This window comes from Brevundimonas sp. KM4, assembly GCF_000964075.1.
Taxonomy (GTDB): domain Bacteria; phylum Pseudomonadota; class Alphaproteobacteria; order Caulobacterales; family Caulobacteraceae; genus Brevundimonas; species Brevundimonas huaxiensis.
This window is the reverse complement of record NZ_JZRG01000008.1, coordinates 23,964-50,827: the sequence shown is the minus strand read 5'-3', so window position 1 is coordinate 50,827 and position 26,864 is coordinate 23,964. Positions and strand designations below refer to the sequence as shown.

23 protein-coding genes and 1 tRNA gene are annotated in these 26,864 nt (G+C 67.6%); 10 read left to right on the top strand and 14 right to left on the bottom strand.

Translation table 11 applies throughout. The features are described 5' to 3' along the window. The first annotated feature begins 9 nt into the window (after positions 1-9). Both VH88_RS04510 and VH88_RS04505 read left to right on the top strand, forming a co-directional pair. Positions 10-873, top strand: a complete 864-nt coding sequence (locus VH88_RS04510; protein ID WP_045810199.1) for a peptidylprolyl isomerase — start codon at positions 10-12, stop codon at positions 871-873. Positions 874-897: 24 nt separating this feature from the next. Further along, on the top strand, positions 898-1,773 hold the full coding sequence (locus VH88_RS04505; protein ID WP_045810198.1) for a peptidylprolyl isomerase: 876 nt from the start codon (positions 898-900) through the stop codon (positions 1,771-1,773). On the opposite strand, the gene VH88_RS04500 is transcribed toward VH88_RS04505, so the two are convergent. Further along, on the bottom strand, positions 1,774-2,874 hold the full coding sequence (locus tag VH88_RS04500; protein ID WP_045810197.1) for a Ppx/GppA phosphatase family protein: 1,101 nt from the start codon (positions 2,872-2,874) through the stop codon (positions 1,774-1,776). Positions 2,875-3,019: 145 nt separating this feature from the next. Between VH88_RS04500 and hspQ the strand changes: the two genes are divergently transcribed. Both hspQ and phhA read left to right on the top strand, forming a co-directional pair. Further along, the gene (gene hspQ / locus VH88_RS04495; protein ID WP_017504111.1) at positions 3,020-3,328 is read left to right on the top strand and encodes a heat shock protein HspQ; all 309 of its coding nucleotides are present in this window, start codon (positions 3,020-3,022) and stop codon (positions 3,326-3,328) included. A gap of 55 nt (positions 3,329-3,383) precedes the next feature. Beyond that, a complete protein-coding gene (phhA, locus tag VH88_RS04490; RefSeq protein ID WP_045810488.1) occupies positions 3,384-4,259 on the top strand; it encodes a phenylalanine 4-monooxygenase in 876 nt (291 codons plus the stop codon). A 6-nt stretch (positions 4,260-4,265) separates the two neighbouring features. On the opposite strand, the gene VH88_RS04485 is transcribed toward phhA, so the two are convergent. The 5 genes from VH88_RS04485 to VH88_RS04465 are packed head-to-tail and all read right to left on the bottom strand — an operon-like array spanning position 4,266 to position 10,565. Continuing rightward, positions 4,266-5,552, bottom strand: a complete 1,287-nt coding sequence (locus VH88_RS04485) for an MFS transporter (protein ID WP_045810196.1) — start codon at positions 5,550-5,552, stop codon at positions 4,266-4,268. Positions 5,553-5,559: 7 nt separating this feature from the next. Next, on the bottom strand, positions 5,560-6,897 hold the full coding sequence (gene astB / locus VH88_RS04480; RefSeq protein WP_045810195.1) for an N-succinylarginine dihydrolase: 1,338 nt from the start codon (positions 6,895-6,897) through the stop codon (positions 5,560-5,562). Then, positions 6,894-8,309, bottom strand: coding sequence for a succinylglutamate-semialdehyde dehydrogenase (gene astD / locus VH88_RS04475; RefSeq protein WP_045810194.1), 1,416 nt, complete (start codon positions 8,307-8,309; stop codon positions 6,894-6,896). Before astD ends, astB begins: the two co-directional genes overlap by 4 nt. Beyond that, positions 8,306-9,313 carry an arginine N-succinyltransferase gene (locus VH88_RS04470; RefSeq protein ID WP_045810193.1) on the bottom strand — a complete coding sequence of 336 codons (1,008 nt, stop codon included), beginning with the start codon at positions 9,311-9,313 and terminating at the stop codon, positions 8,306-8,308. Before VH88_RS04470 ends, astD begins: the two co-directional genes overlap by 4 nt. 1 nt (position 9,314) lies before the next feature. Beyond that, complete coding sequence (locus VH88_RS04465; RefSeq protein ID WP_045810487.1) at positions 9,315-10,565, bottom strand: hydrolase; 1,251 nt, start codon at positions 10,563-10,565, stop codon at positions 9,315-9,317. 97 nt (positions 10,566-10,662) lie between these two features. Here VH88_RS04465 and VH88_RS04460 point away from each other — a divergent pair, with 97 nt between their 5' ends. Both VH88_RS04460 and arsC read left to right on the top strand, forming a co-directional pair. Further along, positions 10,663-11,205, top strand: a complete 543-nt coding sequence (locus tag VH88_RS04460) for a hypothetical protein (protein WP_045810192.1) — start codon at positions 10,663-10,665, stop codon at positions 11,203-11,205. Then, positions 11,205-11,546: an arsenate reductase (glutaredoxin) gene (arsC, locus tag VH88_RS04455; protein WP_045810191.1), complete on the top strand. Its 342-nt coding sequence runs from the start codon at positions 11,205-11,207 to the stop codon at positions 11,544-11,546. Before VH88_RS04460 ends, arsC begins: the two co-directional genes overlap by 1 nt. A gap of 346 nt (positions 11,547-11,892) precedes the next feature. Here arsC and VH88_RS04450 read toward each other — a convergent pair whose 3' ends face one another. The 4 genes from VH88_RS04450 to VH88_RS04435 form a co-directional block, all read right to left on the bottom strand. Next, a complete protein-coding gene (locus VH88_RS04450; protein WP_045810190.1) occupies positions 11,893-16,131 on the bottom strand; it encodes a translocation/assembly module TamB domain-containing protein in 4,239 nt (1,412 codons plus the stop codon). Then, positions 16,128-17,918: an autotransporter assembly complex family protein gene (locus tag VH88_RS04445; protein ID WP_045810189.1), complete on the bottom strand. Its 1,791-nt coding sequence runs from the start codon at positions 17,916-17,918 to the stop codon at positions 16,128-16,130. Before VH88_RS04445 ends, VH88_RS04450 begins: the two co-directional genes overlap by 4 nt. A gap of 44 nt (positions 17,919-17,962) precedes the next feature. Further along, on the bottom strand, positions 17,963-18,226 hold the full coding sequence (locus VH88_RS04440; RefSeq protein WP_045810188.1) for a hypothetical protein: 264 nt from the start codon (positions 18,224-18,226) through the stop codon (positions 17,963-17,965). A 72-nt stretch (positions 18,227-18,298) separates the two neighbouring features. Continuing rightward, entirely contained in the window at positions 18,299-19,387 is a 1,089-nt protein-coding gene (locus tag VH88_RS04435) for a CaiB/BaiF CoA-transferase family protein (protein WP_197070991.1), read from the bottom strand. Between the two features lie 88 nt (positions 19,388-19,475). On the opposite strand from VH88_RS04435, the gene VH88_RS04430 reads away from it, so the two are divergent. Then, positions 19,476-19,552, top strand: a tRNA-Lys gene (locus VH88_RS04430). A gap of 45 nt (positions 19,553-19,597) precedes the next feature. Here the strand turns inward: VH88_RS04430 and VH88_RS04425 are convergent. Then, positions 19,598-22,027, bottom strand: a complete 2,430-nt coding sequence (locus VH88_RS04425) for a PAS domain-containing protein (RefSeq protein WP_156146751.1) — start codon at positions 22,025-22,027, stop codon at positions 19,598-19,600. 112 nt (positions 22,028-22,139) lie between these two features. Between VH88_RS04425 and VH88_RS04420 the strand changes: the two genes are divergently transcribed. Further along, positions 22,140-22,679, top strand: coding sequence for a hypothetical protein (locus tag VH88_RS04420; RefSeq protein ID WP_045810186.1), 540 nt, complete (start codon positions 22,140-22,142; stop codon positions 22,677-22,679). Positions 22,680-22,682: 3 nt separating this feature from the next. Here the strand turns inward: VH88_RS04420 and tgt are convergent, their stop codons facing one another. The 3 genes from tgt to VH88_RS04405 form a co-directional block, all read right to left on the bottom strand. After that, positions 22,683-23,795, bottom strand: a complete 1,113-nt coding sequence (tgt, locus tag VH88_RS04415; RefSeq protein WP_045810185.1) for a tRNA guanosine(34) transglycosylase Tgt — start codon at positions 23,793-23,795, stop codon at positions 22,683-22,685. Continuing rightward, entirely contained in the window at positions 23,796-24,269 is a 474-nt protein-coding gene (locus VH88_RS04410) for a hypothetical protein (protein ID WP_045810184.1), read from the bottom strand. It lies immediately after the preceding gene. A gap of 63 nt (positions 24,270-24,332) precedes the next feature. Next, a complete protein-coding gene (locus VH88_RS04405) occupies positions 24,333-25,091 on the bottom strand; it encodes a tRNA1(Val) (adenine(37)-N6)-methyltransferase (RefSeq protein WP_082064375.1) in 759 nt (252 codons plus the stop codon). 123 nt (positions 25,092-25,214) lie between these two features. Between VH88_RS04405 and VH88_RS04400 the strand changes: the two genes are divergently transcribed. Together VH88_RS04400 and VH88_RS04395 are read left to right on the top strand one after the other, a co-directional pair. Further along, the gene (locus VH88_RS04400) at positions 25,215-26,231 is read left to right on the top strand and encodes a polyprenyl synthetase family protein (RefSeq protein WP_156146750.1); all 1,017 of its coding nucleotides are present in this window, start codon (positions 25,215-25,217) and stop codon (positions 26,229-26,231) included. After that, complete coding sequence (locus tag VH88_RS04395) at positions 26,228-26,863, top strand: squalene/phytoene synthase family protein (protein WP_045810183.1); 636 nt, start codon at positions 26,228-26,230, stop codon at positions 26,861-26,863. Before VH88_RS04400 ends, VH88_RS04395 begins: the two co-directional genes overlap by 4 nt. Position 26,864: the final 1 nt, after the last annotated feature.

Genomic DNA, 26,864 nt, shown 5'->3' with positions numbered 1-26,864 from the left:
GACAAGACCATGCGTAAGGCCATCATCGCAGCGACCGTCGCCGCTCTTCTCGCGGCTGGCGCGGCCCAGGCGCCGGCTGTAGCGCAAACGGCGCCGGCGGCGTCCGACTGGCGCACCATCGCGCCGGAAAACCTGCTGGTTATCGATACGTCGAAGGGGCGGGTGCTGGTCGAACTGATCCCCGTCGCCGCGCCCAACCATGCGGAACGCATCCGCACCCTGGCCAACCAGGGCTTCTACGACGGTCTGAAGTTCCACCGCGTCATTCCTGATTTCATGGCGCAAACCGGCGATCCGAAGGGGACGGGCGAGGGCGGCAGCGAACTGCCGGACCTGAAGGCCGAGTTCAGCTTCCGTCGTGGACGCGACGCCGGCTTCGTCGCGGTGCCCAGCGTCGGCGCGGGCGTGCGCGGTCTGGTCGGCGATCTGCCGGTCCAGACCCAGCCCGACGCCCAGATGATGGTCACCGCCGACTTCAAGGTCGACGCCCACGGCCTGTTCTGTCCCGGCGTGCTGGGCATGGCCCGCTCGGGTTCGCCGGACAGCGCCAACAGCCAGTTCTTCCTGATGATGGGCGCGCGCGAACAGCTGGACGGCATCTACACCGCCTTCGGACGCGTGGTGTCCGGCCTGGACGTGGTCGGCAAGCTGAAGAAGGGTTCGGACGCCGAGGACGGCAAGGTGACCGATCCCGACATCATGACCCGCGTCCGCATGGCCTCGGCCCTGCCCGAAGCCGAGCGTCCGACGGTGCGCGTGCTGAACGCCGGCAGCGCCGCCTTCGCCGAACGGATCGCCACGGCGCGCGCCGCGCGCGGCGCGGCCTTCAGCGTCTGTGACATTCAGCCGGTCGCCGAAGTGACAGGCGGCTGAGGCTTTCGCAAACGGGGAGGGACGATGACGATACGAACCATGGCGATGGCGGCGGCCGTGCTGGCTGCGACGGCGGGCGCCGCCCTGGCGCAAGACGCGACCGCCGTTCCCGCGCCTCCGCCGCCGCCCGGTGAATGGAGGACCATCGCGCCCGAGAACCTGCTGGTCATAGACACCAACAAGGGGCGGGTTCTGGTCGAACTGGCGCCCGAGATCGCTCCCGCCCATGTCGAGCGCATCAAGCTGCTGGCGTCGCGCGGCTTCTTCGACAACCTGGTCTGGCACCGGGTGATTGACTGGTTCATGGCCCAGACCGGCGATCCGCTGGGCACGGGCGAGGGGCAGAGCTGGTATCCCGACCTGAAGGCTGAGTTCACCTTCCGCCGTGGCGCGGACATGGCCTTCACCCCGGTGGCGGCTCCGGTCGGCGCCCTGGTCGGCTTTGTCGATTCCATCCCGGTCCAGACCCAGCCCGACGCCCTGATGTCCGGCACCAGCGACAAGAAGGTCCACGGTTGGGCTCTCTATTGCCCGGGCGTCGCGGGCATGGCGCGTGACGAGGGCAACGACACCGCCAACAGCCAGTTCTTCCTGATGCGTCAGGCCTATCCGGCGCTAGACAAACGCTACACCGTGTGGGGCCGGGTCGTTTCAGGGCTGGATGTCGTGCGATCGCTGAAGGCCAGCGACACGCCGGATGGTCTGGTCCAGGGACCGGATCAGATGACCCGCGTCCGCGTGGCGTCGGATTTGCCCGCAGCCGAACGTCCGACGGTCGCCGTGCTCAACACCAACTCCGCCACCTTCCAGACCCTGGCGCAGCAGGCGCGTCAGGCGCGCGGCGCGGATTTCTCGGTGTGCGACATCGAACTGCCGGTGCGCGTGACGCCCGCCGCCTGATCAGGCGACGGGGGCTGGCCGCCCCCGTCCGCGCCGACGACGCCGTCCCCTCGGCGGCTTCTTGTCTTCGCGCATCCGTTGCAGCAGCAGGCCTTCGCGCAGGCCCCGATCCGCGACCCGAACGCGTTCCGACGGCCAGGCGCGCTGCACCGCCTCCAGGATCGCGGCCCCCGCCAGCACCAAGTCCGCCCGATCGGGACCGATGCAGGCCTCGCGCGCCCGGCCGTCCGGGCCCAGCGCCTTCAGGCGATCCGCCGCGGCCTCGCAATCGGCGCGCGTCATCCACAATCCATCGACCCGATCGCGATTGTAGCGCGGCAGATTCAGGTGGATGCCCGCCAGGCTGGTGATCGCGCCCGAGGTGCCGACCAGATGCGCCCGATTCTGCCGGAACAACTCCAGCAACGGTTCGTCGACGATCCCGCCCGCTGCAATGGCCGCGCCCATGTCGGCGACCATGGCCTCGTACCAGGCCTCGCCGGAGTTCGGCGGCTCGGGATGCCGCTCGGCCAGGGTCACGACCCCCACCGGCGCTGACATCCAGGCGGTGGTCGTCCAGTCGGCCCCGCTGCGCTTCAGCCACGACATCTCGGTCGACCCGCCGCCGACATCGATGACCAGCACCGCCTCGGCCTTTGGGTCGATCAGGTTCAGGCATCCCTCGACCGCCAGTCGCGCCTCTTCGGCGGGATCGATGATGCGCAGGCGCAGGCCCGTGCCCTTGCGTACCCGGTCGATGAAGTCGGCGCCGTTCTCGGCCGCCCGGCAGGCCTGGGTGGCGACGGCGCTCAGCCGCGCCGAGTCGACGCCCTTCCTGACGATCCGCTCGGCGCACAGGGCCAGGGCGTCATAGGCCCGGTCCATGGCGCGCGGGTCCAAAAGGCCCGTGCGCGACAGCCCTTCGCCCAGCCGCACGATGCGGCTGAAGCTGTCGACCACGCGAAAGCCTTCGCGTGACGGCCGCGCGATCAGCAGCCGGCAATTGTTGGTCCCCAGATCGAGCGCGCCATACAGCGGCGCATCTCGACCCGACGCATCCCGCGAACGGGAAGGCTGGGACCGCTCGTCGCGCCGTCGGGGCGCGCCGTGGGTCTCCGGCATGGGCCGTCATCCGTTGTGGGCGGTCCAAAGCGGCGCCCGTCCTGGTCAGCCTAACCCGCCAAGATCGTCCGCGCCAAGCCATTCTGTCAGGAAGATGAACAGACCGGCAGGCATTGGGGTCATGCGCTGAATCGTATGAAGTGTGATGACCCGCATTCAGACCGCACGCTTCGCCATCGGCCAGATCGTCCGCCACCGCGACGACGCCTTTCGTGGCGTCGTGATGGATGTCGATCACGCCTATGAGGGACCGGCAGGTGAAAGCGGCCTGGTCAGACCGGACCAGCCCTTCTACCGCGTCTTCGCCTTGGGCGAGGATGGCGGCTTTGTCGCCTACGCCGCCGAGGGCGCTCTTGAAGACGGCGATTCCGTCCTGCTGCCCGATGACGCCGAGCGGTGGTTCACCACCGACGGCATGGGCCACCACGCTCCGCTGGACGAACGTCTTCACTGACGGTTGGAAGCCGTGGCGGCTCCGGGCTAGGATGACGGCAAAAGAGGAATACGCCATGTCCGACTTCGAATACGTCTTCGAACAGCCGCCCGAGGGCGCGGCCGCCGACTGGACCATTCCCCAGAACTGGGCCGCCTACATCGAGGTCGAGCATCAGACCTGGGACACGCTTTACGCCCGGCAGATGAAGATCCTGCCCGGTCGCGCCTGCGACGCCTTCATGCGGGGACTGGACGCACTGGACCTGAACGCCGGCGGCATCCCCGACTTCGACGTGATCAATCCCAAGCTTCAGGCCCTGACCGGTTGGACCGTCGTCTGTGTGCCTGGCCTGGTCCCGGATGAGGTCTTCTTCGACCATCTGGCCAATCGCCGCTTCGTCTCGGGCCAGTTTATCCGCAAGCCGGACCAACTGGATTACCTGCAGGAACCCGACATCTTCCACGACGTCTTCGGTCACGTGCCGATGCTCACCGACCCCGATTTCGCCGCCTATATGGAGGCCTATGGCAAGGGCGGGCAGCGGGCGGCCAGCCTGGGCATGCTGCCGAACCTGGCGCGCCTGTACTGGTATACGGTGGAGTTCGGCCTGATGACGGAGGTGGACGGCCTTCGCATCTACGGCGCCGGCATCGTCTCCTCGGCGACCGAGAGCGTCTTTGCTCTGGACGATCCGTCGCCCAACCGCCTGGGGTTCGACCTGGAGCGGGTGATGCGCACCCTGTACCGGATCGACGATTTCCAGCAGGTCTATTTCGTCATCGACAGCCTGGAAGCCCTGAAGGACGAGACGCTCAAGGACTTCGGGCCGGTCTATGCGGCGCTGAAAGGCAAGGACGACCTCGCCATCGAAACCGTCCTGCCGACCGACCAGGTGTTCACCCGCGGCACCCAGGCCTACGCCCAGCGCGGCGGGCGGTTCGCGGCCTGATCGGCGTCAGGTGTGCGTGATCAGGCTGTTGTGCTTGGTGTCGCGCATACGGATGAAGGTCAGCAGCGACAGTCCGATCATGCCGGTCACGTACCAGAAGAAGACGCTCTCGACGCCCGCGCCCTTAAGCCAGAGCGCCACGTATTCCGCCGTGCCTCCGAACACCGCATTGGCGATGGCGTAAGGCAGAGCGACGCCGAGGGCGCGGATGTGGGCGGGGAACAGCTCCGCCTTCACCACCGCATTGATCGCGGTGTAGCCCGACACGATCACCAGACCGGCCAGCGCCAAAAGGAAGGCGACGAAAGGGCTCTCGACCGTCGATAGGGTCGTCATGATCGGCACGGTGCACAACATCCCCAGTACGCCGAAAGCGATCATCACGGGACGCCGTCCCACCCTGTCCGAAAGCGCGCCGACCGCCGGCTGAAGCAGCATGAAGACGAACAGGGCCGCCGCGCTGATTTCGGTCGCCGTGTTCTTGGAAAACCCGCTCGTATTGACCAGGAACTTCTGCAGATAGGTCGTGTAGGTGTAGAAGGCCAAGGTGCCGCCGGCCGTCAGGCCCAGCACCATGAACGCCTCTTTCGGGTGTTTCAGGATCAGCTGCACGGCGCTGGATTTCGGGGCGTCCTTGGCCTCGGTCGCCTTATGGGTCTCGTCCAGACGGCGACGCAGCCAGAAGACGACGACCGCCAGGCCCGCGCCGACGAAGAAGGGAATGCGCCAGCCCCACGAGGCCAGCGCCGTCTCACTCAACGTATTTTGCAACACGATCAACAGCAGCAGGGCGATCAACTGACCCGAGATCAGGGTGACGTACTGGAAGCTGGACCAGAAGCCTCGGCGATGCGGCTCGGCCATTTCGGACAGATAGGTGGCGCTGGATCCGTATTCTCCGCCGACGCTGAGGCCCTGCAACAGCCGCGCGAACAGCAGCAGCGCCGGCGCCGCCAGTCCGATGGTGGCATAGCCGGGTGTCACGCCGATGATCAGCGAACCCGTGCACATCAGGGTCACCGAGAGGGTCAACCCCGCCTTACGACCTTTGCGGTCGGCATAGACGCCCATGACCCATGCCCCGATGGGCCGCATCAAGAAGCCCACCGCAAACACGGCGGCGGCGCTCAGCAGTTGCGCCGTCGGGTCTTCGCTGGGAAAGAAGACGGGCGCGAAATACAGGGTGAAAGCCGCATAGGCGTACCAGTCGAACCACTCCACCAGATTGCCGGCCGATCCGCCGACGATATTTCTCAATCGGCGGGCGGGGCTCATGGGTGCTGCGGTCGTCATGGCCGGATCAGCCTCTCTGGAAGGGGTAGAAGTCGGTTCCGAGGTTCAGGATCGTCGTCAGTTCGTCCAGCGCGCTGCGGCTTTCCGTGAGCAGGTCAGGGTCGGCCAGATCGCCGGGGCGCAGTTCGTCCCGGTACCAGCGCCCGGCCCAATCCGACAGACGCGCATGCAGGTCGTCCGTCAGGCGCATGGCCGGGTTGGTCGCCGCCAACTCGGCCTCGGTCAGCACGACACGCAGCCGCAGGCAGGCCGGTCCGCCGCCGTTGCGCATCGATTGGCGCACATCGACATACTGCACCCGGCCGATCGGACCGTTGGAGGCGGCCAGCGCTTGCGCCACTGCATGGCTGCGCGGGTTGTCGCGGGTCTCGGTCGGACAGATCAGGGTCAGGCGATCCTCGCCCGGCGCCTGGATCAGCATGGAGTTGAACAGATAGCTCGAAATCGCATCGGCCAGCGGCAGGTCGGCGGACGAGACCTCGACGAAGATCGGCTCGAACAGACCATCGGCCGCGCGGCGAATGGCGGCCTGGGTTGCGGCCGTGTCCTCGAACGCCAGATCGTGGAAGAACAGGGTGTCCAGCGCCCCGACGCAGACCACGTCGTTATGGAAGGTGCCGCCGGCGATGGCGGCGCGGGATTGCTGGGCCAGCACCGGCCGTCCGGCTTCGTGGCGGCGCACGATGGCTTCCGACGCTTCGCGTGTCTGGCGGGCGGGGAAGGGGCCGTCCCAAGGCTCGAACGCCTCGCGACCCCAGACCAGCAGATTGACGCCGCGGCCGCCATGTTCGGCGCACAGGCGAACGTGGTTTGCGGCGCCTTCGTCGGCCAGATGCGCGACCGCGGGCAGGGCATCATGGACGGCGAACCGGCTGGCGTCAGGAAACAGGGCGTCCAGCGCGCGCTTCGTTTGCCGGTGCTCCAGGCTGCGGTGCAGATTGGTGTGCAGATTGGCCGGCGTGAAATGCACCCGGCCGTCGGCGGCGTCGGCGCTGGGCGTCACGGTCGCGGCGTTGGCGGCCCACATGGGCGAGGCCGAACAGGCGGCGGCGGCGAACGAGGGCGCGCTCCGCCAGGCCCGCTCCAGCACCTGGGCGTCCGATCCAGCAAAGCCCAGGGTCCGCAGGAAGGGAATGTTCGGCCGCTCATGCGGCGGCAGGACGAACTGGGGCAGGCCTAGGTCCGCCAGGGTCTTCATCTTGTCGAGGCCCTGAAGCACGGCCGCGCGCGGGTTGGACGCCTCGCCCTTGTTCAGGCTGGACGCCAGATTGCCCGGCGATAGGCCCGCGTAGGAATGGGTCGGTCCGATCAGACCGTCGGCGTTGGCCTCGACAGCGCTGATCATCGCAATCCCTTGATCTCGCCTTCGATGTTGGCGACCGCATCCGCCTCGAAACTGGCGACCGGATAGGCGCAATAGTCGGCGGCGTAATAGGCGCTGGGCCGGTGGTTGCCGCTGGCCCCCAGGCCGCCGAACGGCATGTCGCCGGCGGCGCCCGTCGTCGGCCGGTTGAAGTTGACCACGCCGGCGCGGATGCGGCGGATGAAGTGGTCCCAGTTTTTCGGATCATCGCTGACCAGACCGGCGGACAGGCCGTAGCGGGTCGCATTCGCCGCCTGGATCGCCGCGTCGAACGACCCGACGCGGGTCACCGACAGGAAGGGGGCGAACATCTCTTCGTCCGGCACGTCGATCCCGGTCACGTCGATGATGGCCGGCTTGACGAAGGCGCCCGGAAGGTTGGCGACCGGCCCCGAGGCGCGGATGACCTTGGCCCCCATGTCGATCCGTTCCTGCAACGCCTTCAGCGCCGCTTCGGCCGCATGCGCCGAGATCAGCGGGCCGGCATAGGGTTCGGGATCGCTGTCCCACGGGGCGAAGATCAGCCTGTCGGACAGGGCGGCGATGGCTTCGATGATCGCATCCCCCTGCGGGCCTTCCGGCACGATCAGGCGACGCGCGCACGAGCAGCGCTGGCCGGTGGTGATGAAGGCGGATTGAACCGCGATGCCCGCGACGGCTTCGGCGTCGGCCGCGTCCCACACGACCAGCGGGTTATTGCCGCCCAGCTCCAGCGCCAGGATGACATGCGGATCGTCGGCGAACTTCCTGCGGAAATGCGCGCCCGCCGCGCCCGAGCCGGTGAACATCAGGGCGTCGATGCCGGCGTCCAGCAGGGCCGCGCCCGTCTCGCGCCCGCCTTGGACCACATTGACCACGCCGGTCGGCAGGTCGGCGGCGGCGAAGGCTTCGGTCATCACCTGACCGACCAGGGGCGTTTCTTCCGACGGCTTGAAGACGACGGTATCGCCGGCCAGCAGGGCCGGGACGATATGGCCGTTCGGCAGATGGCCGGGGAAGTTGAACGGGCCAAGCACCGCCGCGACGCCGTGCGGACGGTGCCGCAGGGTCGCGCGGCCAAACGCCGTGTCGCTGGTCCGTTCGCCGGTGCGCTCGTCATAGGCGCGGATCGAGATGTCCACCTTGCCGATCATGGCGGCGGCCTCGGTCTTGGTCTCCCACAGCGGCTTGCCGGTTTCGCGCGCGATGGCCTCGGCGATCTGGGGCGCGCGGTCTTTCAGGACGGCCTGATAGCGTTTGACGCCCTCAATCCGTTCGGCGCGCGGCGCATCGGCCCAGGCGGGGAAGGCGGTGCGGGCGGCGTCGACGGCGGCCTGAACCTGGGCCGGGCTGGCGGCATCGCCCTCCCAGTTGGTCGCTTCGGTGGCGGGATCGGTGGAGGTGAAACGGGTCATGATTTTACTCGCACAGAGTCTCCGCTGCGCACCTTGAGCGCGGCGGCGGTTTCGGCGGTCAGGCGAACGACGTCGCCATCGATGTCGGCCTTGGCGCGAACGGCGCGGAAGGCGGCGACGCTGTCGGTCGAGATAAGGGCCGGTAGTTCGGCCTCGACGCCCTCGACGATCTGAACCGTCAGGCGCCGGGCGTCGCGCACGGTCCGGATATTGTCGCGGCCGCAGGCGACGGTCGGACCGGCGTCGAAGATGTCGACCAGACCATTGGGCCTAAAGCCTTCGCTTTCCAGCAGGGCCATGGCCGGCACGCCTTGCGGATGGACCTTGCCGATCACCGCGCGCGCCGGTTCAGGCAGCAGTTCGACATAGATCGGGTGCCGCGGCGCCAGGTCCAGGATGAACTGCTTGTCCGTCGAGCCGGTCATCCGGTCGGCGTGGTCGAACTCCATCGGAAAGAATTTGTGCGCCACATGGTCCCAGAACGGGCAGGCGCCGTCGGGCGTGAAGACGCCACGCAACTCGGCCAGCACATTGTCGGCGAACAGCTCGGGCTGGGCGCCGATCAGCATGTATCGCGACTGGCTGAGCAGACGGCCCGCGCCGCCCTTTCGCCGATCCGCCTTCAGGAACAGCGAACCGACCTCGGTCCAGCCCGTGCATTCGTTGACCAGAACCAACGTCTGGTGGTCCAGCTTCACCCCCAGCGAGGGCGACTGGACGGTGTTGTTGACGACGCGGAACGAGAAGAAGGGTCGTTTGAGTCCCACCGTCGCCTTGACCGAGCCGACGCCGTCGATGTCGCCCGTGTCGCCGTCTTCCAGCATCAGGGTGTACCAGGCCTCTTGCCACGGCACGCGACCTTCGAAGCTCGCCTGGCTTAGCTCCAGACGATCGGCCAGCGCATCAGGGTCTTCAGGCAGGCTGGTGAAGCCGGGGCCGGACAGGATGGCCAGTTCCAGGAGATGATCGAGATCGGCTGGGCCGGCGGGACGGACGACGAGCATTCTACAGAGTTTCCATCCGCAGGGATTTCAGTTTGGCCGCATCGATTTCGCCCGATGCGATCTTGCACAGGATCAGGGCGCTCAGCTGGGCGCGCTCGACGAAGCTGTCGGGCCAGGCGAACTCCTGATCCGAATGGATGTCGCCGCCCCGCACCCCAAGCGTGTCGATGTTCGGCAGGCCGGCGGCGTGCAGATTGTTGCCCTCGCACACTCCGCCCGACGGTTTCCAGGCGATGGGCTGGCCCAGCAGGGCGCCCGCCTCCGCAACTGCCTCGAACAGGGCGGTCTGGGCGGCGTCCATCGGCTTGGGCGCACGGGTGAAGCCGCCGTGCAGATCCAGCGTCAGACCCTCGAACGGCGGCGTCGCGGCGATGGCCCGCACCGACGCGTCGATCCAGTCGGCCGCCGCCTTGTCCGGCACCCGGACGTTGAAGCGCACCACGGCGTTGTCGGCGACGACGTTCAGCGCGCCCCCGCCCGAAATCTTGGCGACATTGACGGTGACGCCCTCGTGCTGACCGTTCAGTCCGTGAAGGGCGGCGGCGATGATGGCGGCGCCGGCTACCGCATTGCGGCCTTCGTCGAAGGCGCGGCCGGCGTGAGCGGCGCGACCCGTCACGATCAGATGATAGTTGCCGCTGCCCTTGCGGGCGCCGGCCAGCGTGCCGTCCGCCAGCGCCGGCTCGTAGGTCAGGCCGACATGGCCGCGCGCGCCCAGTTCGGCCAGCAGCGGTGCGGACGCCGGCGAGCCGATTTCCTCATCGGGGCTCAGCAGCACCGTCCAGCCGACGCCGTGTCTGTCTGGATGGGTTTCGAACGCCTCCAGTGCGGCCAGCAGCACGCTGATCCCGCCCTTCATGTCGGCGACGCCCGGCCCGTTCAGGGCGCCGTCGGCCCGCGTGGTCACGGTCTGGAACCGGCTGTCGGCGGGGAAGACGGTGTCATAGTGGCCGGTCAGAACGACCTGGATCGGCGCATCCGGCCGGGCGGTGATCTTCAGCGCGTCGGCATGGGCCTCTGTCCGCACCGACCCGTCGTCGGCGACGGTGGTCGAGCCCTGCGTCGGGAGGCGTTCGACACGGGCGGGCAGGGCGCTCGCCGCTGCTTGCAGAACATCCAGCACAGCCTTCAGCCCGGCGGCGTTGCGGCTGCCGGAGTTGATGTTCGCCCAATCGATGGTGCGGCCGATGATCGTCTCGCGTCGCGCGGCGACGTGGTCGAGGACGGCCTGGTCCGAGGTCAGAATCCGCATCGGCCGGACCCTAGACGCCTCGACCTCAAAGGTGAAGGTCGGGGCCTGTAAGTCATCGCCGATCACCGCTAGGTTCCGGCGCGAACAGGGCCGCAAAATGACACGCAAGACGATCGACCTCTGGCTCCGCGCCATGAACCCGCTGAAGCTGCCGCGCGGCATGGCCGAGGCTCAGCGTTCGGCGCGCGCCATGGTGATCGGGCTGGTCATCGCCCTGATCGTCGGCCTGATCCCGACCTGGTGGATGCTCACCTCGGGCTGGTTCGAGACGGCGATGAGCGCGGAATACGCCAAGATGGGTCTGTCGGCGGATCAGGCTGCGATTCAACGCGAGTTCATGAAGGTCATGTGGCCATACTTGATCGCCTCGAGCGCCATCTTCTCCGTCCTGCTCTACAGCGTCTTGGCGGTGGTGCAGTGGCGCACGACGACGCGCGCCATACCGATCATCATGCTGGCGGTGATCGCTTACAGCGTAGTGGCCAATCTGGGGATGCGGCTGCTGGGGACCCTGCCGTCGCCGGATCTTCCGCTGTGGATCAACCTGACGACCTGGCCGGCCATGATCGTGTCGGGCGTGATCTATGTCGCGTCGCTGCAGGGCGCCATGCTGCTGCATCGTCTGAAGCAGGAGGCGTGATGTCGGTCGTCCTCTACCACAATCCGAAATGCAGCACGTCGCGCAACGCCCTCGCCCTGTTGCGCGAACAGGGCGTCGAGCCGACGGTGGTCCAATATCTGAAGACCGGATGGGACCGCGAGACGCTGCAGCGATTGGCGTCCAGAACCGGCTTCGGTTTGTCCGGCCTGCTGCGTAAAAAGGAGGCCGACGCCAAGGCGCTGCTGGACGCCGGCGCAGACGACGAAGCCATCCTGGCCGCAGCGATCGACCAGCCGATCCTGATCGAACGTCCGATCGTCGAAACCGACAAGGGCGCCGTGATCGGTCGCCCGGTCGAGCGGGTGCTGAAGATTCTTTAGCCGCCCGCTGACGGGTTGCGCCTCGCAGCCAGCGCATATGCAGAAGCAAACCTACGCCTTTTCCGTGGCTTGAAGGCTAGTATCGGCTTTCATCTAAGCGCGATGTCGAACGGGCTTATATTCGGCGCCCGGTCTTTGATGTCGCCAATGCTTGACCAGATGCCGTGTGTTTTGGGCCTTCAAAATTGCACTTCGTCGCACAGTGCAATTCGGTCCCGTCTTTTTCGTTATGAAAAACAACGGCGCGCTGGGAGAATTGCACGCCGTTGCACCATTTTCGCCGCGTGCAATTGGGCCGCCTAATCCGTTGCGCCTGAGGAAAGCCTGATAGCGGCAGCCGCCGCGCCTAGCGGTTGCGGCCGCCCCGGTTCGGACGACGGTCGCCCGCCTCGCGGCTTTCGTGACGCCAGCGGATCGACAGGCTGGTCTGGCCCTGGCCGCCGAACTGCGAGGCGATGGCGACGTTGCGTCGAGGCTGCCACTCGACCTTGACCGCCGCACCGTTCTGCCCGCCGCCGATGACCTCCAGATAAACATCGTCGGTGATGTAGCGACCGCCCGCGACCGTCACCGCAGACGCATCGCCGCCGAACGACAGCCGGTCCAGCCCCGCCAATTCGCGCAGGTTGCCGATCACGTCGAACCCGCCGCCGCCCGCCAGGGCCGCGACCCCGGCCGCCAGCTGAGCCGCCTCAAAGGCCGACAACTGCGACGCCGAGCGTCCGAACAGCACCTGCGACAGGATTTCGTCCTGGGGAAGGGACGGGGTGGAGGTCAGGGCGATCTTGGGTTCGGCGGCCGTTCCGGTGACGTTGATCGAAGCGGTCAGGGCCGCGTCCTCACGTGTCGCCGCCAGGTTCAGACGGATCTGCTTGGGATCGGTCGACAGGGTGACGCGACCCGTGTCGTCGAATACGAACCGCTTGCCCGCGAACTCATAATCCCCCCGCACCACATTGGCCGTGCCGGTCAGTTGCGGCTGGGCGATGGTGCCGCGCACCCGGGCGTTCACGTCCAGGATCACGTTCAGGCCGCGCCCGTTGACCCGCACCTTGCCGCCGCTGGAACGCAGGACGATGTCCATGCCGATCTGCGGACCGCGCGCCTTCTGCTCGGTCTCCTCCGGATCGCCGCCGGGACGATTGATCTCGACCACATCCATCGAGACGATGCCGGTCGCGCCGGGCAGCTCCGGTTCGATCTTGGCCTCGTCGATGTCGATGCGGCCGCCCAACTGGATATTGCCGTCGGCGCCGCGCACGATGGTGATCGGGCCCGAGGCGCGTGCCTCGGCGATATCGTTGTCGATGACCCGGAAGCGGTTCAGCATCAGTTGCGCGTTCGACCCGGAGCCTTGGCGCAGGCCGATGCGGCCCTGGCCGGACACCGTGCCGCCCTTGCCGTCGTTGGCCGTGAAGGTCTCGATCTGGGCGGCTGTGTCGTCGAACCGGGTCCGCAGCGTCAGGTCGCTGAGCACCAGACCGACCGCGTTCTCGCGATAGGAGCCTTGGCTCAGATCGAACCGGCCGTTCAGGCGCGGTGCGTTCAGCGTCCCGCCGATCGTCGCCTGACCCGCCACCTGACCGGCCAGGCTGCGGTCGCCGCCCAGGAACAGGTCCCAGATCGGCTGGATCTGACCGTTGATCGACACCCGGCCCGACATCTCGCGCGTCCGGGCTATGGCCAGCCGGAGCGGCGCGGCCGAGGCCTCGACCGGCAGCACGACATCGGCGGACGCCTGAACCGCGCCCTCGTCGACCGCCGTCGCCTTGATGCTCAGCCGGTCGCCCGCCAGGGTGGCATCCACGCGTCCGTCGACGGCTAGGCCGCGCGGCGCATCGATGCTGCGCACGTTCTGAAGGGCGATATTGGCCGTGCCCGACAGGTCGCTGCCGGCGCCGCGCAGGGCGACCTGACCGGTCACGCTGCCGCGCAGTTCGGGCGAGATGGAGCCCAGATCGACCCGGGTCAGGTCGGCCTGGATCGCGGCGCCGCGCGCGTCCTGTCGCAGGTCGGCCAGCAGCACGCCGCCGCCCACGCCCAGATCCAGATGCGCCGTGCGCGTGGCGCCGTTCAGGGTGATCGAGGCCGGGCTGCGGGTGGTGAACGCCACCTCGCGCACCCGTCCGCCGCCGCGCAGCGTCAGACCGTGGGTCGTGTTCTGACGCGAATAGACGCCGGTGCCATCGAACTGGGCCGGGTTGGGGCCGCCCACGTCCAGCGCCAGGGTGAAGGGCAGGTTGTTCAGCGTGCCACGCCCGTCCAGATCCAGCTTGCGAATGATCCAGCTCTGACCCGCCAGCCGGACATTGCGGCCGCTGACATCCAGAATGGCGCTGTCCGATCCGCCGCCGTCGGTCAGCCGCACCCGTCCGTTGGCTTCGCCCGAGGCCAGGAAGGCCCCGGCGCGCGCCGAGAAGGTCAGGTCCGCGCTGGAGGGAATGCTGTCGGACAGGGCGATGGCGCCCCTGGCCGTCACGCCGCCGGCGTCCACGTCCAGATCGCTCAACCGGATGCGCTTGCCGCCCAGGAAGAAGTTGCCCGACGCGCGCGCCGGACCATAGTTCGAGCCGCTGACCACCGAAATCCGGCCGTCCGACGCATCCGCGCCCTTGCGGAAGCTCAGCGTCAGGTCGGCGTTGTTCAGCGTCAGCGCGCCGGCCGTCACCTGCTGGAAGCCGGCGGTCAGATCGACGCGCGGCTGGGCCAGGGTGCCGGTCAGGGCGCCGCGTCCGTTCATGTCGCCGCCGATCTCGACCGGCCCGGCCGCGAACGGACCGCGCGCGTTCCAGTCCAGCGCCAGCCTCAGCTTGCCGGCGGTTTCGATGATGCCCTTGGCCCCGGCGCGCCCGGCCGCGCCGGTCAGTTCGCCGCGCTCGACCTCGATGCGTCCGCCGTTCAGCTTGCCGGCCAGTTGCAGGCGCGGCGTCTTGCCGAGCAGGCGATCCAGCTCGTCCAGACCCACCGTCAGATTGCGGCCCCGTCCGTCGAAGTTCAGCACCCACGGCGCGCCGGCACGCGCCGACGAGGCCCGGATCGGACCGCCGAAGGCGCCGCGCGCGTCAGGCAGCACGCGCCTGGCGTCGGTCAGTTGCGCCTCGCCGCGGAAGTTCATCCCGCCCAGCAGATTGCGCGAGCCCGAGCCGTTCAGCGTCAGGCCCTGGCCCTGCAGATCGACCTTGGTCAGCAGGATGGCGCCGTCCTTCATCCGCGCCGCCTTCATCTGCACGCGGGGGGCCGGACCCAAGAGGCCCCCGATGATGCCTTCGCCCGATCCGCCGTTGGCGCGAATGTCGCCATCCAGATCGATGCGGCCGTTCTTGACCGCGACGTTCAGCGGTCCGGCGATGCGCGTGGCGCGATAGCTGGCGACATTGGCGTTCAGCAGGGTGACCTGGCCGTCCAGCGTCCAGGTCTGGGCGTCGCCCTTGAACAGGCCGGAATAGGCCGCTGGTCCCGCCACATCGGACCCGACCAGCCGGCTCAACGAGGCCGTCTGAATGTTGAGGCTGATTCCATCAGGCGAACTGCGGTCGGAGTTGCGGATCAGGCCGCGCGCCTCGGACTGGACGTTGTCGGAAATCAGCTTCCACGCCACGCCCTGGCTGGCCTTGTCCGGCGTCGGGACCATGGCGAAGCCGAACCGCGCGGTGCGGCCGATCTTGGTGACGAAGGGCGCCAGCAGATCCGAGTTGCTGAAGTCGGCGAAGCCCGCCACGCGCGATCCCTTGTCGCCGAAATGGCCCCGGACGATCAGGGGGACGAACTGTCCCGTCTGGACCCGCGCATTGACCACATCGGCGTTCAGAACCGCGACCGCCGAGAAGGGCTGATCCGGCGAATAGCCGAGAGCGCCCGCCAGCGGTCCGCCCTGGGCCTCATTGGCGCGCAGGTTCAGGCGCGTGTCTTCCAGCTTGCCGCCGAATGTCGCCGCCAGACGCAGGAAATCGCCCGGTCGGTTCAGGCTGTCGGCGTTGACCGTCGCGCTCTTGGCGCCCGTGCGCGGCAGACTGGCGTTCCCCGACAGGCTCCAACGGCCGTATTCCTTAGAGAAACCTTCCATCAGTTCGATGTTGGCCGCGAACTTGTCGATGCGGACCGAGATCGGCTGGGGGCTGGGCGGCTCGCCGGTGGGCGGCTCGACTACGGGCCGACGCAGGACGCGAATAGTCTCGGCCTTGATGTCGTTCGCATGGAAGCTGCGGCCCAGCAGCGCCAGATACGACCAGTCCATGCTGAGGTTGTTCGCCTCCAGCCAGATCCCCTGACTGTCGGCCAATGTGATGCGGTCGATGGTGAAGTCGCTGAGCAGATCGCCCTTCAGCCCATAGACCTTCAGCCGGCCGTAGCGGCTGATCTTCAGGTCCTGAAGCCGTTGCAGCACCATGTCGCGACCGCTGTCCGAGGCGATGTAGTAACGCCCTCCGACCAGCGCGGCTGCGATCAGCACCAGCAGTCCGGCCAGCACCACGCCCACGCCCAGGGCGATGCGTCTGACCAGCCCGCGACGCGGCTTTGCGGGCCGCGCGGCCTTTGCCGGCGTCGTTGCGCTTTCAGGCGTGGCTTCGGGCGGTGTATCGGTCAAAACGCCTGCCCGATGCTGATGTAAATCTGGAAGGCCGAGTCGCCCTCACGCTTGTTCAGCGGCATGGCGACGTCTGCCCGGATCGGCCCGAACGGCAACATGTAGCGCACGCCCACGCCCGCGCCATAGCGCATGTTGGTCAGGTTCGGCGTCTCCTGGAAGCCCACGGACCCGGCATCGACGAAGGCGACGGCCTGGAAGCTTTGACCGATCGACTGGCGCACCTCGAACGAGGTTTCGAACAGCGACAGACCGCCCCGCGGCGTGCCGTCCGGCAGCTGCGGATTGACGTTCTGGTACGAATAGCCCCGCACCGAACCGCCCCCGCCGGAATAGAACAGACGGTCGGCCGGCACGTTCAGCTCGCTGCCGCCGACGATGGAGCCGATCTTCATCCGCCCGGCCAGAATGGTGCGATCACCCGCGATGGGGAAGTAGGCGGTGCCTTGCGTTTCGGTCCGCAGGAACAGGATGTTGCTCTCGCCGGTCACCGCCGTCGGCTGCACCGCCAGATTGACCCGCCAGCCCTTGGTCGGGTTCAGCGGATCGTTGGAATGGTCGATGTAGGCGCTGGTCCGCGCGGTGATGATGGCCAGATCACGGTCGAAGGTCACGCGCTGCGGGGGCAGGGTGGTGAAGTCGTAGCGGGTCTCGCTGTAGCGCCCGGCGTCCAGCCCGATCCCGTAGTTGAAATAGGAGGTCTTGCCGATCCGCTGTTGCAGGTCGGCGTACAGAACTAAGGCTGTACGCAGATAGGCGTCGGTGTCCTCGTTGACGACCGCCGCGCCCAGCTTCAGCGTCCGGCCGGGCCGACGCCAGTGGGGCAGGGAGAGATCGGCGCCGATCCGGCTGTCGATGTCGGCCAGGCGCGCCTCCAGCCTTAGGGTATCCGCGCGGCCGAAGCGATTGTAGCGGGTCTGGATCACGTCCACGCCCGCGCCCTCGGCTGTCGACCAGGTGGCGCCGGCCTCCAGCACGCGACGGGGGCGGTCTTGCAGGCTGACCACTACGGGGCGATGACCATCAGCGGTGATCTGATCCAGCGGCGACAGCGCGACGCTGACGCCGTCATAGACGCCGGTGTCCAGCAGCCGGCGTTCCAGCTCCGCGACCAGTTCGGGATCGTAGCGATCGCCCTCGTTCCACGGCGCCAGGCCTGCGACCCAGGCGGGATTGGTGCGGCCCTGGCTGGTCAGGCGCACGCCGTCCAGACGCACCAGCGCGCCGGAGGCGATGCGATACTCCGGCGCGACGGTGAAGGCCGCATGATCCACCACGACACGGCGTGGATTGGCCTTGGCGTCGGCATAGCCGTCACGCACCAGCGCCGCCACGGCCCGACCTTCGCCGGATATTACGTCTGCCGCTCTGCCTGGATCGCCCGCCTTCAGCGCGATCGCAGTCTTGGCCTTGTCCGCCGCCTCGGCCTCTGGCGCGGGGTCGGCCCACTGGATCGTCGGATCGGTCAGCAGGAAACGGCGCCCCGGTTCCACCGAGACCACCGCGATCGGCGTCTCCTCACCCTCGACGATGTCTTCGACGACCGGCTGATAGTAGCCTTCGGACCGCAGCAGGGCAGTCGCCGAGGTCACGGCGCTCTCGGCGCGACGACGCGCCTCGAATCGGCTGGCCGGCGCGCCGTCCACCTCGCCCACGGCCCGCTCCAGCGCCCGCCGCAGATCGCCGTCCATGTCGCCCCGGATCTGCGCGCGGGGTTCCGCCGCCGCTGCATGGGCGCAGGCCGAAAACGCCGCGAGGGCGACCAGCAGGGTAGGCCTGAACGTCAAACTCGATCTTTCGTCAAAAGGACGCCCCCCGGCAAACCTGTTCGTCAGTAGAACAGCGTCTCGCTCTCGGGCTGGACCGACTGCTCCGACGAGCGTTCCTCGGGCGGCAGCGTCGTGGACGGCGGGGGCGTGGGCGTCGGGTCCTGCACCTCTGGCGCGGGCGGGGGAGCTTCTTCCTTGACGGGCGGGGGCGCCGCCTCGACCGACATCTCGCGATAGTCGTCGTCCGAGCGCGAAGGACGGTCGTCGCAGGCCGACAGCGCGAGCACGCTTGCGGCGGCGGCCAAGACAAAAATCGAGCGTGTCATGAAAGTCCCCGGTCTCCGCCGATCAACGCCTGTCGCGCTAAGCTGTTCCCTTAGCGCCGAAATCTGCGTCGGTCATCCTGCGGGATCGGACCATTTTGTGACCATTTGATCCAAGGTCAGTTCGAACTTGGGGGCGGGCGCAGCACATAAGCCGTCGAAGCGGGGCGCGGCTTGCGGCAGGCCGCTTTGGAATGTTCCACGCGCCTGATTGTGCGGATGATCCGGCGCCTCGGCCAGGCTCAGCACAGGCGTGACACAGGCTTCCGTCCCGGCGAAATGGGCGCTCCAGTCGTCGCGGTCTCGGCTCGCAAACAAGGCCGCAAGCCGCGCCTGCAGGGCCGGCCAGGCGGCGATATCATATTGAACCGCATCAGCCGGATCGATCTCCAGGCCGGCCAGCAGCGCAGCGTAGAAACGCGGCTCCAACGCCGCCACCGCCACGAACTCGCCGTCGCGACAGGCGTAGCAGCGATAGAAGGGCGCTCCCCCGTCCAGCAGGTTCGATCCGCGCCGGTCGCTCCACAGTCCTCGTCCCCGCAACGCCTGGAACAGGCCGCCCAGCAGGGCCGCCCCATCCGTCATGGCGGCATCGACCACGCGTCCCTTGCCCGTCGTCCTGGCCTCCACCAGCGCAGCCAGCACCCCGACTACAAGCAGCATGGCCCCGCCGCCGTAATCTCCGACCAGATTCAACGGCGGGGAGGGGGGACGATCCGCCTCGCCCATGGCGTGCAGCACGCCCGACAGGCCGATGTAATTCAGATCATGCCCCACCGCATTCGCCAGCGGACCCGTCTGACCCCATCCGGTCACACGTCCGAATACCAGCGCGGGCCTTCGCGCCTGGAGGGCGTCGGGGCCGTAGCCCAGCCGCTCCATGACGCCGGGCCGAAAGCCCTCGATCACTGCGTCGGCCCCATCGATCAGTTGCAGGATGCGCTCGCGATCAGCCGGTGATTTCAGATCGACCGGAACGGCCGCTCGTCCCCGATGCAGGACCTCGCCTCCGACCTCGTCGAAAACCGCCGGTCCGGCGGAGGCGTCGCGCGTCAGACGCACCACCTCCGCCCCTAGGTCCGCCAGCATCATTCCGGCGAAGGTGACCGGCCCCAAGCCGTCGAATTCGATGATGCGGACGCCATTTAACGGTTTCATGCCCAATGAGTAGCAAACCGGGTCTTGACCGGAAGGCCGGATTACAACAGAAGGCGCCCTTCGACGGTTCGGGCCAGCCCCGACGTCGCGCGGTGCGTCCTTAGCTCAGTTGGTTAGAGCATCTGACTTTTAATCAGAGGGTCCTCGGTTCGAGCCCGAGAGGACGTACCATTTAAAGCCCGCTTCGGCGGGCTTTTTGCTGTCCGGGCCTTGCCTTCAGTGGGTCGCGAAACGACCGGGCGCAGTCGCATACGCCGCGATAGGAGCGTTCGATTTGTCGAGATATTTCGACAGGGTGGCGACCAGGGCTGGCAGTTGCAGCGGCTTGGCCAGGTGGTCGTCCATGCCGGCGTCGCGACACAGCTGGATCTGGTCCGGCTGAACATTGGCGGACAGGGCGATGATCGGCAGTCGGCGTGCGCCGCCCTGCTCGAGGCGGCGAATCTCGCGCGTGGCCGTCAGGCCGTCCATGACCGGCATCTGCATATCCATCAGGACGAGGTCGTAGACTTCGGACTGCACCGCATGCACCGCCTCGGCCCCATCGCTGGCCGTGGCGACCTCCAGTCCCATGCCGACCAGGATGACGCTGATCAGCTCGCGGTTCGCCGGCGCGTCGTCGGCGATCAACACACGTCCCTCGGGCATGACGCTGAGGCGCGGCCCTTCGTCTTCCGATCCGCCCTCGGCGACGTGCAGCGGGACGGTCACCGTGAACGTCGATCCCAGGCCGGGCTGGCTCGTGACGACGATATCGCCGTCCATCGCCCGTGCCAGCCGCCGCGAGATCGCCAGCCCCAGGCCGGTGCCGCCGTAAAGCCGGGTCGTCGACCGATCCGCCTGCGAGAAACGTTCGAACAGATGGGCGTGGGTCTGAGGGCTCATGCCGATGCCGGTATCGGTCACCTCCGCCGTCAGCCGCCATGCGCCGTCTGCCTCCAAGGCTCCGCCGACCGAAAGACTGACCGAGCCCTGGCTGGTGAACTTCACCGCATTGCCCAGCAGGTTCAGCAGAATCTGCCGAAGACGGGCCTGGTCGCCCATCAGGCGATCCGGCAAGTCCGGCGCCAGATCGACGTGCAGCGCCAGACCTTTGGCCAGACACTGGGCCTCCATCATCTGGACCGTCTCGTGCGCTAGGGCAGCCGGGTCGAAACGCTGGGGCTCCAGCTCGATCATGCCGGCTTCAAGTTTGGAATAGTCCAGCACGTCGTTGATGACCGACAGCAGGGCCTCGCTTGCCGTGGCGATGCGCGCGACATAGCCCTTTTCGGCCTCGGGCAAGGCCTCGCTGGCCTTAAGCAGGTTGGAAAAGCCGATGACGCTGGTCAGAGGCGTACGCAGTTCATGGCTCATGTTCGCCAGGAACTCGCTCTTGGCCGCCGCCGCCGCCTCGGCCCGGTCGCGTGCGGTGACCAGTTCGTCGGCTAGAATCTTGCGATCCGTCATGTCGCGGATGACCACAACCACCTCCGACGGCTTGCCCACCTCGGCGGCCAGCGCGCGGAAGGTGCATTCGACCCAGACGATCGAACCGTCGCGATGAAGGGCGCGGTGCTCCAGGCGGCAGGGCTCCTTGGTGTGGATGGTGCCCAGCACGGCCCGGGTCACCATCTCCCGATCATCAGGATGGACATAGTCCATGGGCCGGCCGTTCATCTCTTCGGTGGTCCAGCCAAGCAGGCTTTCGATCGCCGGCGAGATATATTTGCTGGTGCCGTCTGGACGAACGCGGGTGATCACATCGCCCACGTTTTCGGCCAGCAGCCGATAGCGCGCCTCGTCACGCTGAGCGCGGGCGATCTGGGCCTGCTGGTCCGTGATGTCCTGAAACACGCCGTAAAGGACCTTCACGATCCCAGCGTCGTCACGTTCGGCGCGCGCCTGGGTCAGAACCGCACGCTCCTCGCCATCGGCGCGGATCAGCCGAAGACGCATTTTGTAGCCATCGCCGGTTTTGGCCGAGTGTGCGATCGCCGCCAATAATCCGGGCCTGTCGTCGGGATGATAGCGGTCGATCGCCGAATCGACCTGCGGATCGAAGGTCTTGCGATCCAGACCGTGGATGCGGAACACCTCGTCGGACCAGTGGACCTTGCCGCTGGCCAGTTCCAACCGCCAATGACCGACCCCGGCCATGTTTTCGATCAGCTCCAGCGTGCCGTGGCGCTCATCGCTGACGCGACCGACTTCCAGCGACGCGATGATGTCTTCGGCCATGGCGCCAAGCGTGCGCAGCGTCGCGATCTGGGCGTCGGAGGGGTGAAAGCGGGCTTTGCGATCCATGACGCCGAACGCGCCCAGCGGCTGACCGTCCGGGCCGCAGATCGTTACGCCGGCGTAGAAACGCAGATTATAGGGGGGCGCCACCAGGAAATGATTGCGCGCTGCGGGGTCCGCCAGACCGTCTTCGACCACCAGGACGGCCCCTTTGCCCTGGCGCAGCAGACGGTCGCCGAGGGTGCGTTCGCGCGGTAGGCTTCGAACCAGTTCACGATCGCTGCACCAGAGGACGGCGTTGTCGCCGCTGACCAGGGTGACGACGGCGGCGGGCGCATCGAAAATCGTGCAGGCCAGTTCCGTAAGACGTTGGAACGGACCGGCAGGGGCGTCCAGGGCTTCCAGGCTCTTGGCGATGTAAGGCACGACCGAACTCCAACGACAGGTCAAAGTGACCTGAAATCAGAGAATTCTTCGTTACCGACCGCTTCCGCCGCCAAGCTTTAATCGCCAGCCCACGCGTGGTCTAAGCCAACCCATGAAACGCCTTCTTCTCGCAGTCAGTCTTGTTGCGCTTTCCGGTTGCAATGCCGGTCGGTCGGCGATGGGCGGCGCCGAACAGGTCGGGGCGGGCTTCGCGGCGGCGGCGACGGCGCCGCTGGAGGACTTCAACCTGCGTCGTCAGATGATTCCGACGGTGCTGCTTCAGGCCGAAGCCAATCCCTACGATCTGCGCAATCTGAATCAGTGCACGACCATCGGCGCAGAGGTCGCACGGTTGGACGAAGCGCTGGGACCCGACACGGACGAACCGCCGCGTCAGGACGGCTCCTATCTCAGCGAGCGGGCGGCGGACGCGGCGGCCAAGGCGGCGTTGAACGCCATACGCGACACGACGACCGACTTTATTCCTGGCCGAAACTGGATTCGTCGACTGAGCGGCGCCGAACAGCACTCAAAGCACGTTCAACCGGCCATCCAGTCCGGCCGGATGCGCCGCGCCTTCCTGAAGGGGATGGGCATGCAGCGGAACTGCGCGCCGCCGGCGGCGCCCAGCTGGTTCAGACCGCACCCTTAGGCGTCAGCCGTTCGCAGTGTGGCGGGCGTGGAAGTCGCGCCTGAACTGCTCGAAACGACCCTCGGAAATCGCCGCGCGCATGGCCGCCGTCAGCGCCTGATAGAAGGCGATGTTGTGCCAACTCAGCAGCACCTTGCCGAGGATTTCATCGGCGCGGATCAGGTGGTGTAGATAAGCCTTCGAATACGACGATGATGGGCCGTCGATTGTCGGGTCCAGCGGGTCCTGGTCCTCGGCGAAGCGGGCGTTCTTCAGGTTCAGCGGCCCGTCCCAGGTCCAGGCCTGACCGTGACGGCCGGCGCGGGTCGGCAGGACGCAGTCGAACATGTCCACACCGCGATACACCGCCTCGACCAGATCCGCCGGCTTGCCCACCCCCATCAGATAGCGCGGACGGTCGGCGGGCAGCATTTCGGGCGCGTAGTCCAGCACCTCGCACATCGCCTTATGGCCCTCGCCGACCGCCAGACCGCCGATGGCGTAGCCGTCGAAGCCGATCTCTTGAAGCTGTTCCGACGACTGGCGGCGCAGGTCCTCGAAGGTGGATCCCTGCTGGATGCCGAACAGGGCTTGGTTCTCACGCTCGCCGAAACGGGCCTTGGACCGCGCGCCCCAGCGGATCGACAGCTCCATCGCCTTTCTGGCTGCATCCTTCTCGGCCGGATAGGCGACGCACTGGTCCAACTGCATCGAGATGTCGGCGCCGATCCGGTCGGCCTGGATTTCGATCGACCGCTCGGGCGTCAGAACGTGTTTGGAGCCGTCGATGTGGCTGGAGAAGGTCACGGCCTCCTCCTTCACCTTGGAGATGCCGGCCAGGGACATGACCTGGAACCCGCCGCTGTCGGTCAGGATCGGCTTGTCCCAGCCCATGAACTTGTGAAGGCCGCCCAGACGCTCCATCCGCTCGGGGCCGGGGCGCAGCATCAGGTGATAGGTGTTGCCCAGCAAGATGTCGGCGCCGGTCGCCTTGACCTGATCCACCGTCATGGCCTTGACCGTGGCGGCGGTTCCGACCGGCATGAAGGCGGGGGTGCGGATGTCGCCGCGCGCGGTCTTCAGCACCCCGGTGCGGGCGCGACCCTCGGTGGCGGAAATCTGGAAGGGGAAAGGCATTCAGGCGATCAGTCGTTCAAGCTGTTCGACGCGCGCTAGATCCTTGGGGCGGCCGAACAGGCGATACAGGGCGATGTGGTCCCGGATGTCCGGGACGAATAGGGGCGTGTCCTCGACGAAAACGCGGCGGCGCGAGCCGAAGGCGACCAGGGCCCAGTCGCCGCCGTCGCGTGTCTCCAGATCGGCCATGACCTCGACCAGGATCGGCTGATCCGGCGCGCGCCCGAAGACGGCGGAGCGGAACAGGCCTTCGCCCGGATCGGGTATCACCACGCCGCCCAGCGCGCCCAGCAGGCTGCGCGCATCACGCGGCGCGCACAACACGTCGATGTCGGGCACATGGATGTCGGTCAGGCCATACAGCGCCATGGCCGCTCCGCCGAAGATCCACCACGGCTCGCGCAGGTCGCGCGCGGCCTCGCCGACGGCGATCAGGCCGTCTTGAAGGTCATGCGGAAGGTCGTCGGGTGACACGGGGCGGGCTCGATTTCGTCAGGAGGCGGCATTTAGGCGTTCCGGTCGCGATTGACCACCCGATCACCATCCCAGCGACGCCTCGCCGCGCAGGACGGCCTCGGCTTGGGGGGTGTGCTTGCCGCCCTCGCGGTCGTGCAAGATCAGCGCCGGCAGCAGCCGCAGCGGCGCGCGCCCGGTCTTGATGGCGTGCACCAACACCCGCTTGGCCGGCTCGTCCGCGAAGGGGTGGATCGGCCGCACGGCGAACGACCCCGCCTTTTCGCCCAGTAGAGCCAGCAGATCGGCCAGTCGGTCAGCGCGGTGAACGACCACGATGCGTCCGCCTTCCTTCACCGCCTTCAACAGGAAATCGGTCCACGCCTTCAGCCCGTCGTCGGCCATCCAGGCGCCCCGCTTGCCTTCGGCCGGGGCGCGCAACGCCGTGGCGTCATCAAAGAAGGGGGGATTGGATATGGCCCAGTCGGCCGGTTCCACGCCCAGGGCCCGAAACCCGGCCGCCACGTCGCCGTGACGAATCACAGCGGATCCAGCTGCGCCGTTCAGAGCCGCATTCTCGGTCGCCAGCGCCGCCATCGCTGGATCGCGCTCCAGTCCCGTCAGGGTCACGCCCGGTCGTCGCACCGCGATCTGCATCAGGACCGCGCCCGCCCCGCAGCCCGCCTCGATCACGCTCTGGCCCGCCTCGGCCGGGACCGCCGCTGCCAGCAAGGCCGCATCCATCCCGGCGCGATAGCCGCGTGCGGGTTGACGCAAGCGCACCCGGCCGTTCAACAGGCCGTTCTCGACGATCGTCGTCGGCAGGGTTTCGACCGGCTCCAAGCCTCAATCTCCTTGACCCTCAAGGGGTCGAACATCATTGTGCGCCGCAACTCGCGGGGGCAAGCCGGCCCGGCCGCAAAAAGCCATTCCCGCGGCCCGCCGCGCCAGTGAAAGAGTATTCGTTTGGACGTCGCCATCGCCGCCGCTCACCGCCCGAAGGGGGACGTCAACGCCCTTGTCCGGCTGGCTGAGGTCGATATGGCGGCCGTGGACGCCCTGATCCTGGATCGGATGCAGTCGGATGTGCCGATCATTCCGAAACTGGCCGAACATCTGGTGTCGGCGGGCGGAAAGCGTCTGCGCCCCCTGATGACCGTCGCCGCTGCGCGCGCCGTGGGCGCGACGGACAACATCGTCGCGCCGCGCAAGCTGGCGGCTGCGGTCGAGTTCATCCACACCGCCACTCTTCTGCACGACGACATCGTCGATGCGTCCGAACTGCGTCGCGGCAAGGTCGCGGCCCACCTGATCTGGGGCGCGCCCACCAGCGTCCTCGTCGGCGATTTTCTGTTCGCCCGCGCCTTCGAACTGATGGTCGAGACGGATTCGATGCGCGCCCTGGGCATTCTGGCCGAGGCTTCGCGGGTCATCTCCGAGGGCGAAGTGCTGCAGCTGACTCGCGCCCACGACCTCAATTTGGACCAAGCCACCTATCTGCAGATCATCTCGGCCAAGACCGCCGAACTGTTCGCCGCCGCCGCCGAGGCGGGCGCGGTAGGCGCCGGCGCCGATCCGGCCGCGATCAAAGCTCTGCGCGATTACGGCATGGCGTTGGGCATCGCCTTCCAGCTGGCCGACGACGCGCTGGACTACGGTGCGACGGCCGAGGCTCTGGGCAAGAACGCCGGCGACGATTTCAACGAGGGCAAGGCGACCCTGCCGCTGCTTCTGGCGGTCGCCCGCACGCGCGGCCGCGAGGAAGCCTTCTGGGAGCGCACCGTGACCAAGGGCGAGCGGACGCCCGAAGACTTCACCCGCGCGCGCGAACTGATCATCGGCTCGGGCGCCATCGGCGCGACCCTGGACCTCGCCGGCGACTATGCCGATCAGGCCAAGGCGGCCCTGTCGGTCCTGCCGGCCAGCGACTGGCGCGCCGCGCTGGAAGATCTGGCCGATTTCGCGGTGTCGCGCGCCGCTTGACCGAGACTGCGGATACGCTCGACCAACAGGCCCGCACCGCCGACCTCGACCGCTGGCTGTCCAGCCGCCTGGTCGCGGATGACCGCGCCCGCGCTGACCTGATCACGCTCTACGCCTTCGAAGCCGAGCTGATGACCATCCCCACGCGCGTGACTCAGCCGCTGCTGGCCGAGATGCGCTACACTTGGTGGGCGGAACAGATGGACGGCGTCTTCGCCGGTGTGCCGCGCAAGGGCCATCCGGTGCTGGAGGCCCTGACCGATCTCGTCGCGCGTCACGGCCTGGATCGCGCGCCGTTCGACGCCCTGATCGACGCCCACATCGGCCGGGTGCGCGAACAGCCGCACGATCTCGACGCCTTCTACGTCGGCCCGATGCAGGTCGCGACGCGTGTGCTGGCAGGGCAGGGGCATGACGCCGCCGTGGCCGATGCGGCCCGCGTCTGGGGGCTGACGCAGACAGGACGGCGCCAGGAGGCGGCGTCCCTGAAATCCACCGCCAATGGGGCGCTGAAACGCCTTCCGCCCGAAGGATTCGCGGCCGTGGCTCACGCGACCCTTACCGATCCGGACCAGCCGGAGCCGCTGAAGCGGCTGCGCCTGCTCTGGGCCGTGCTGCGCGGCCGGATCTGAC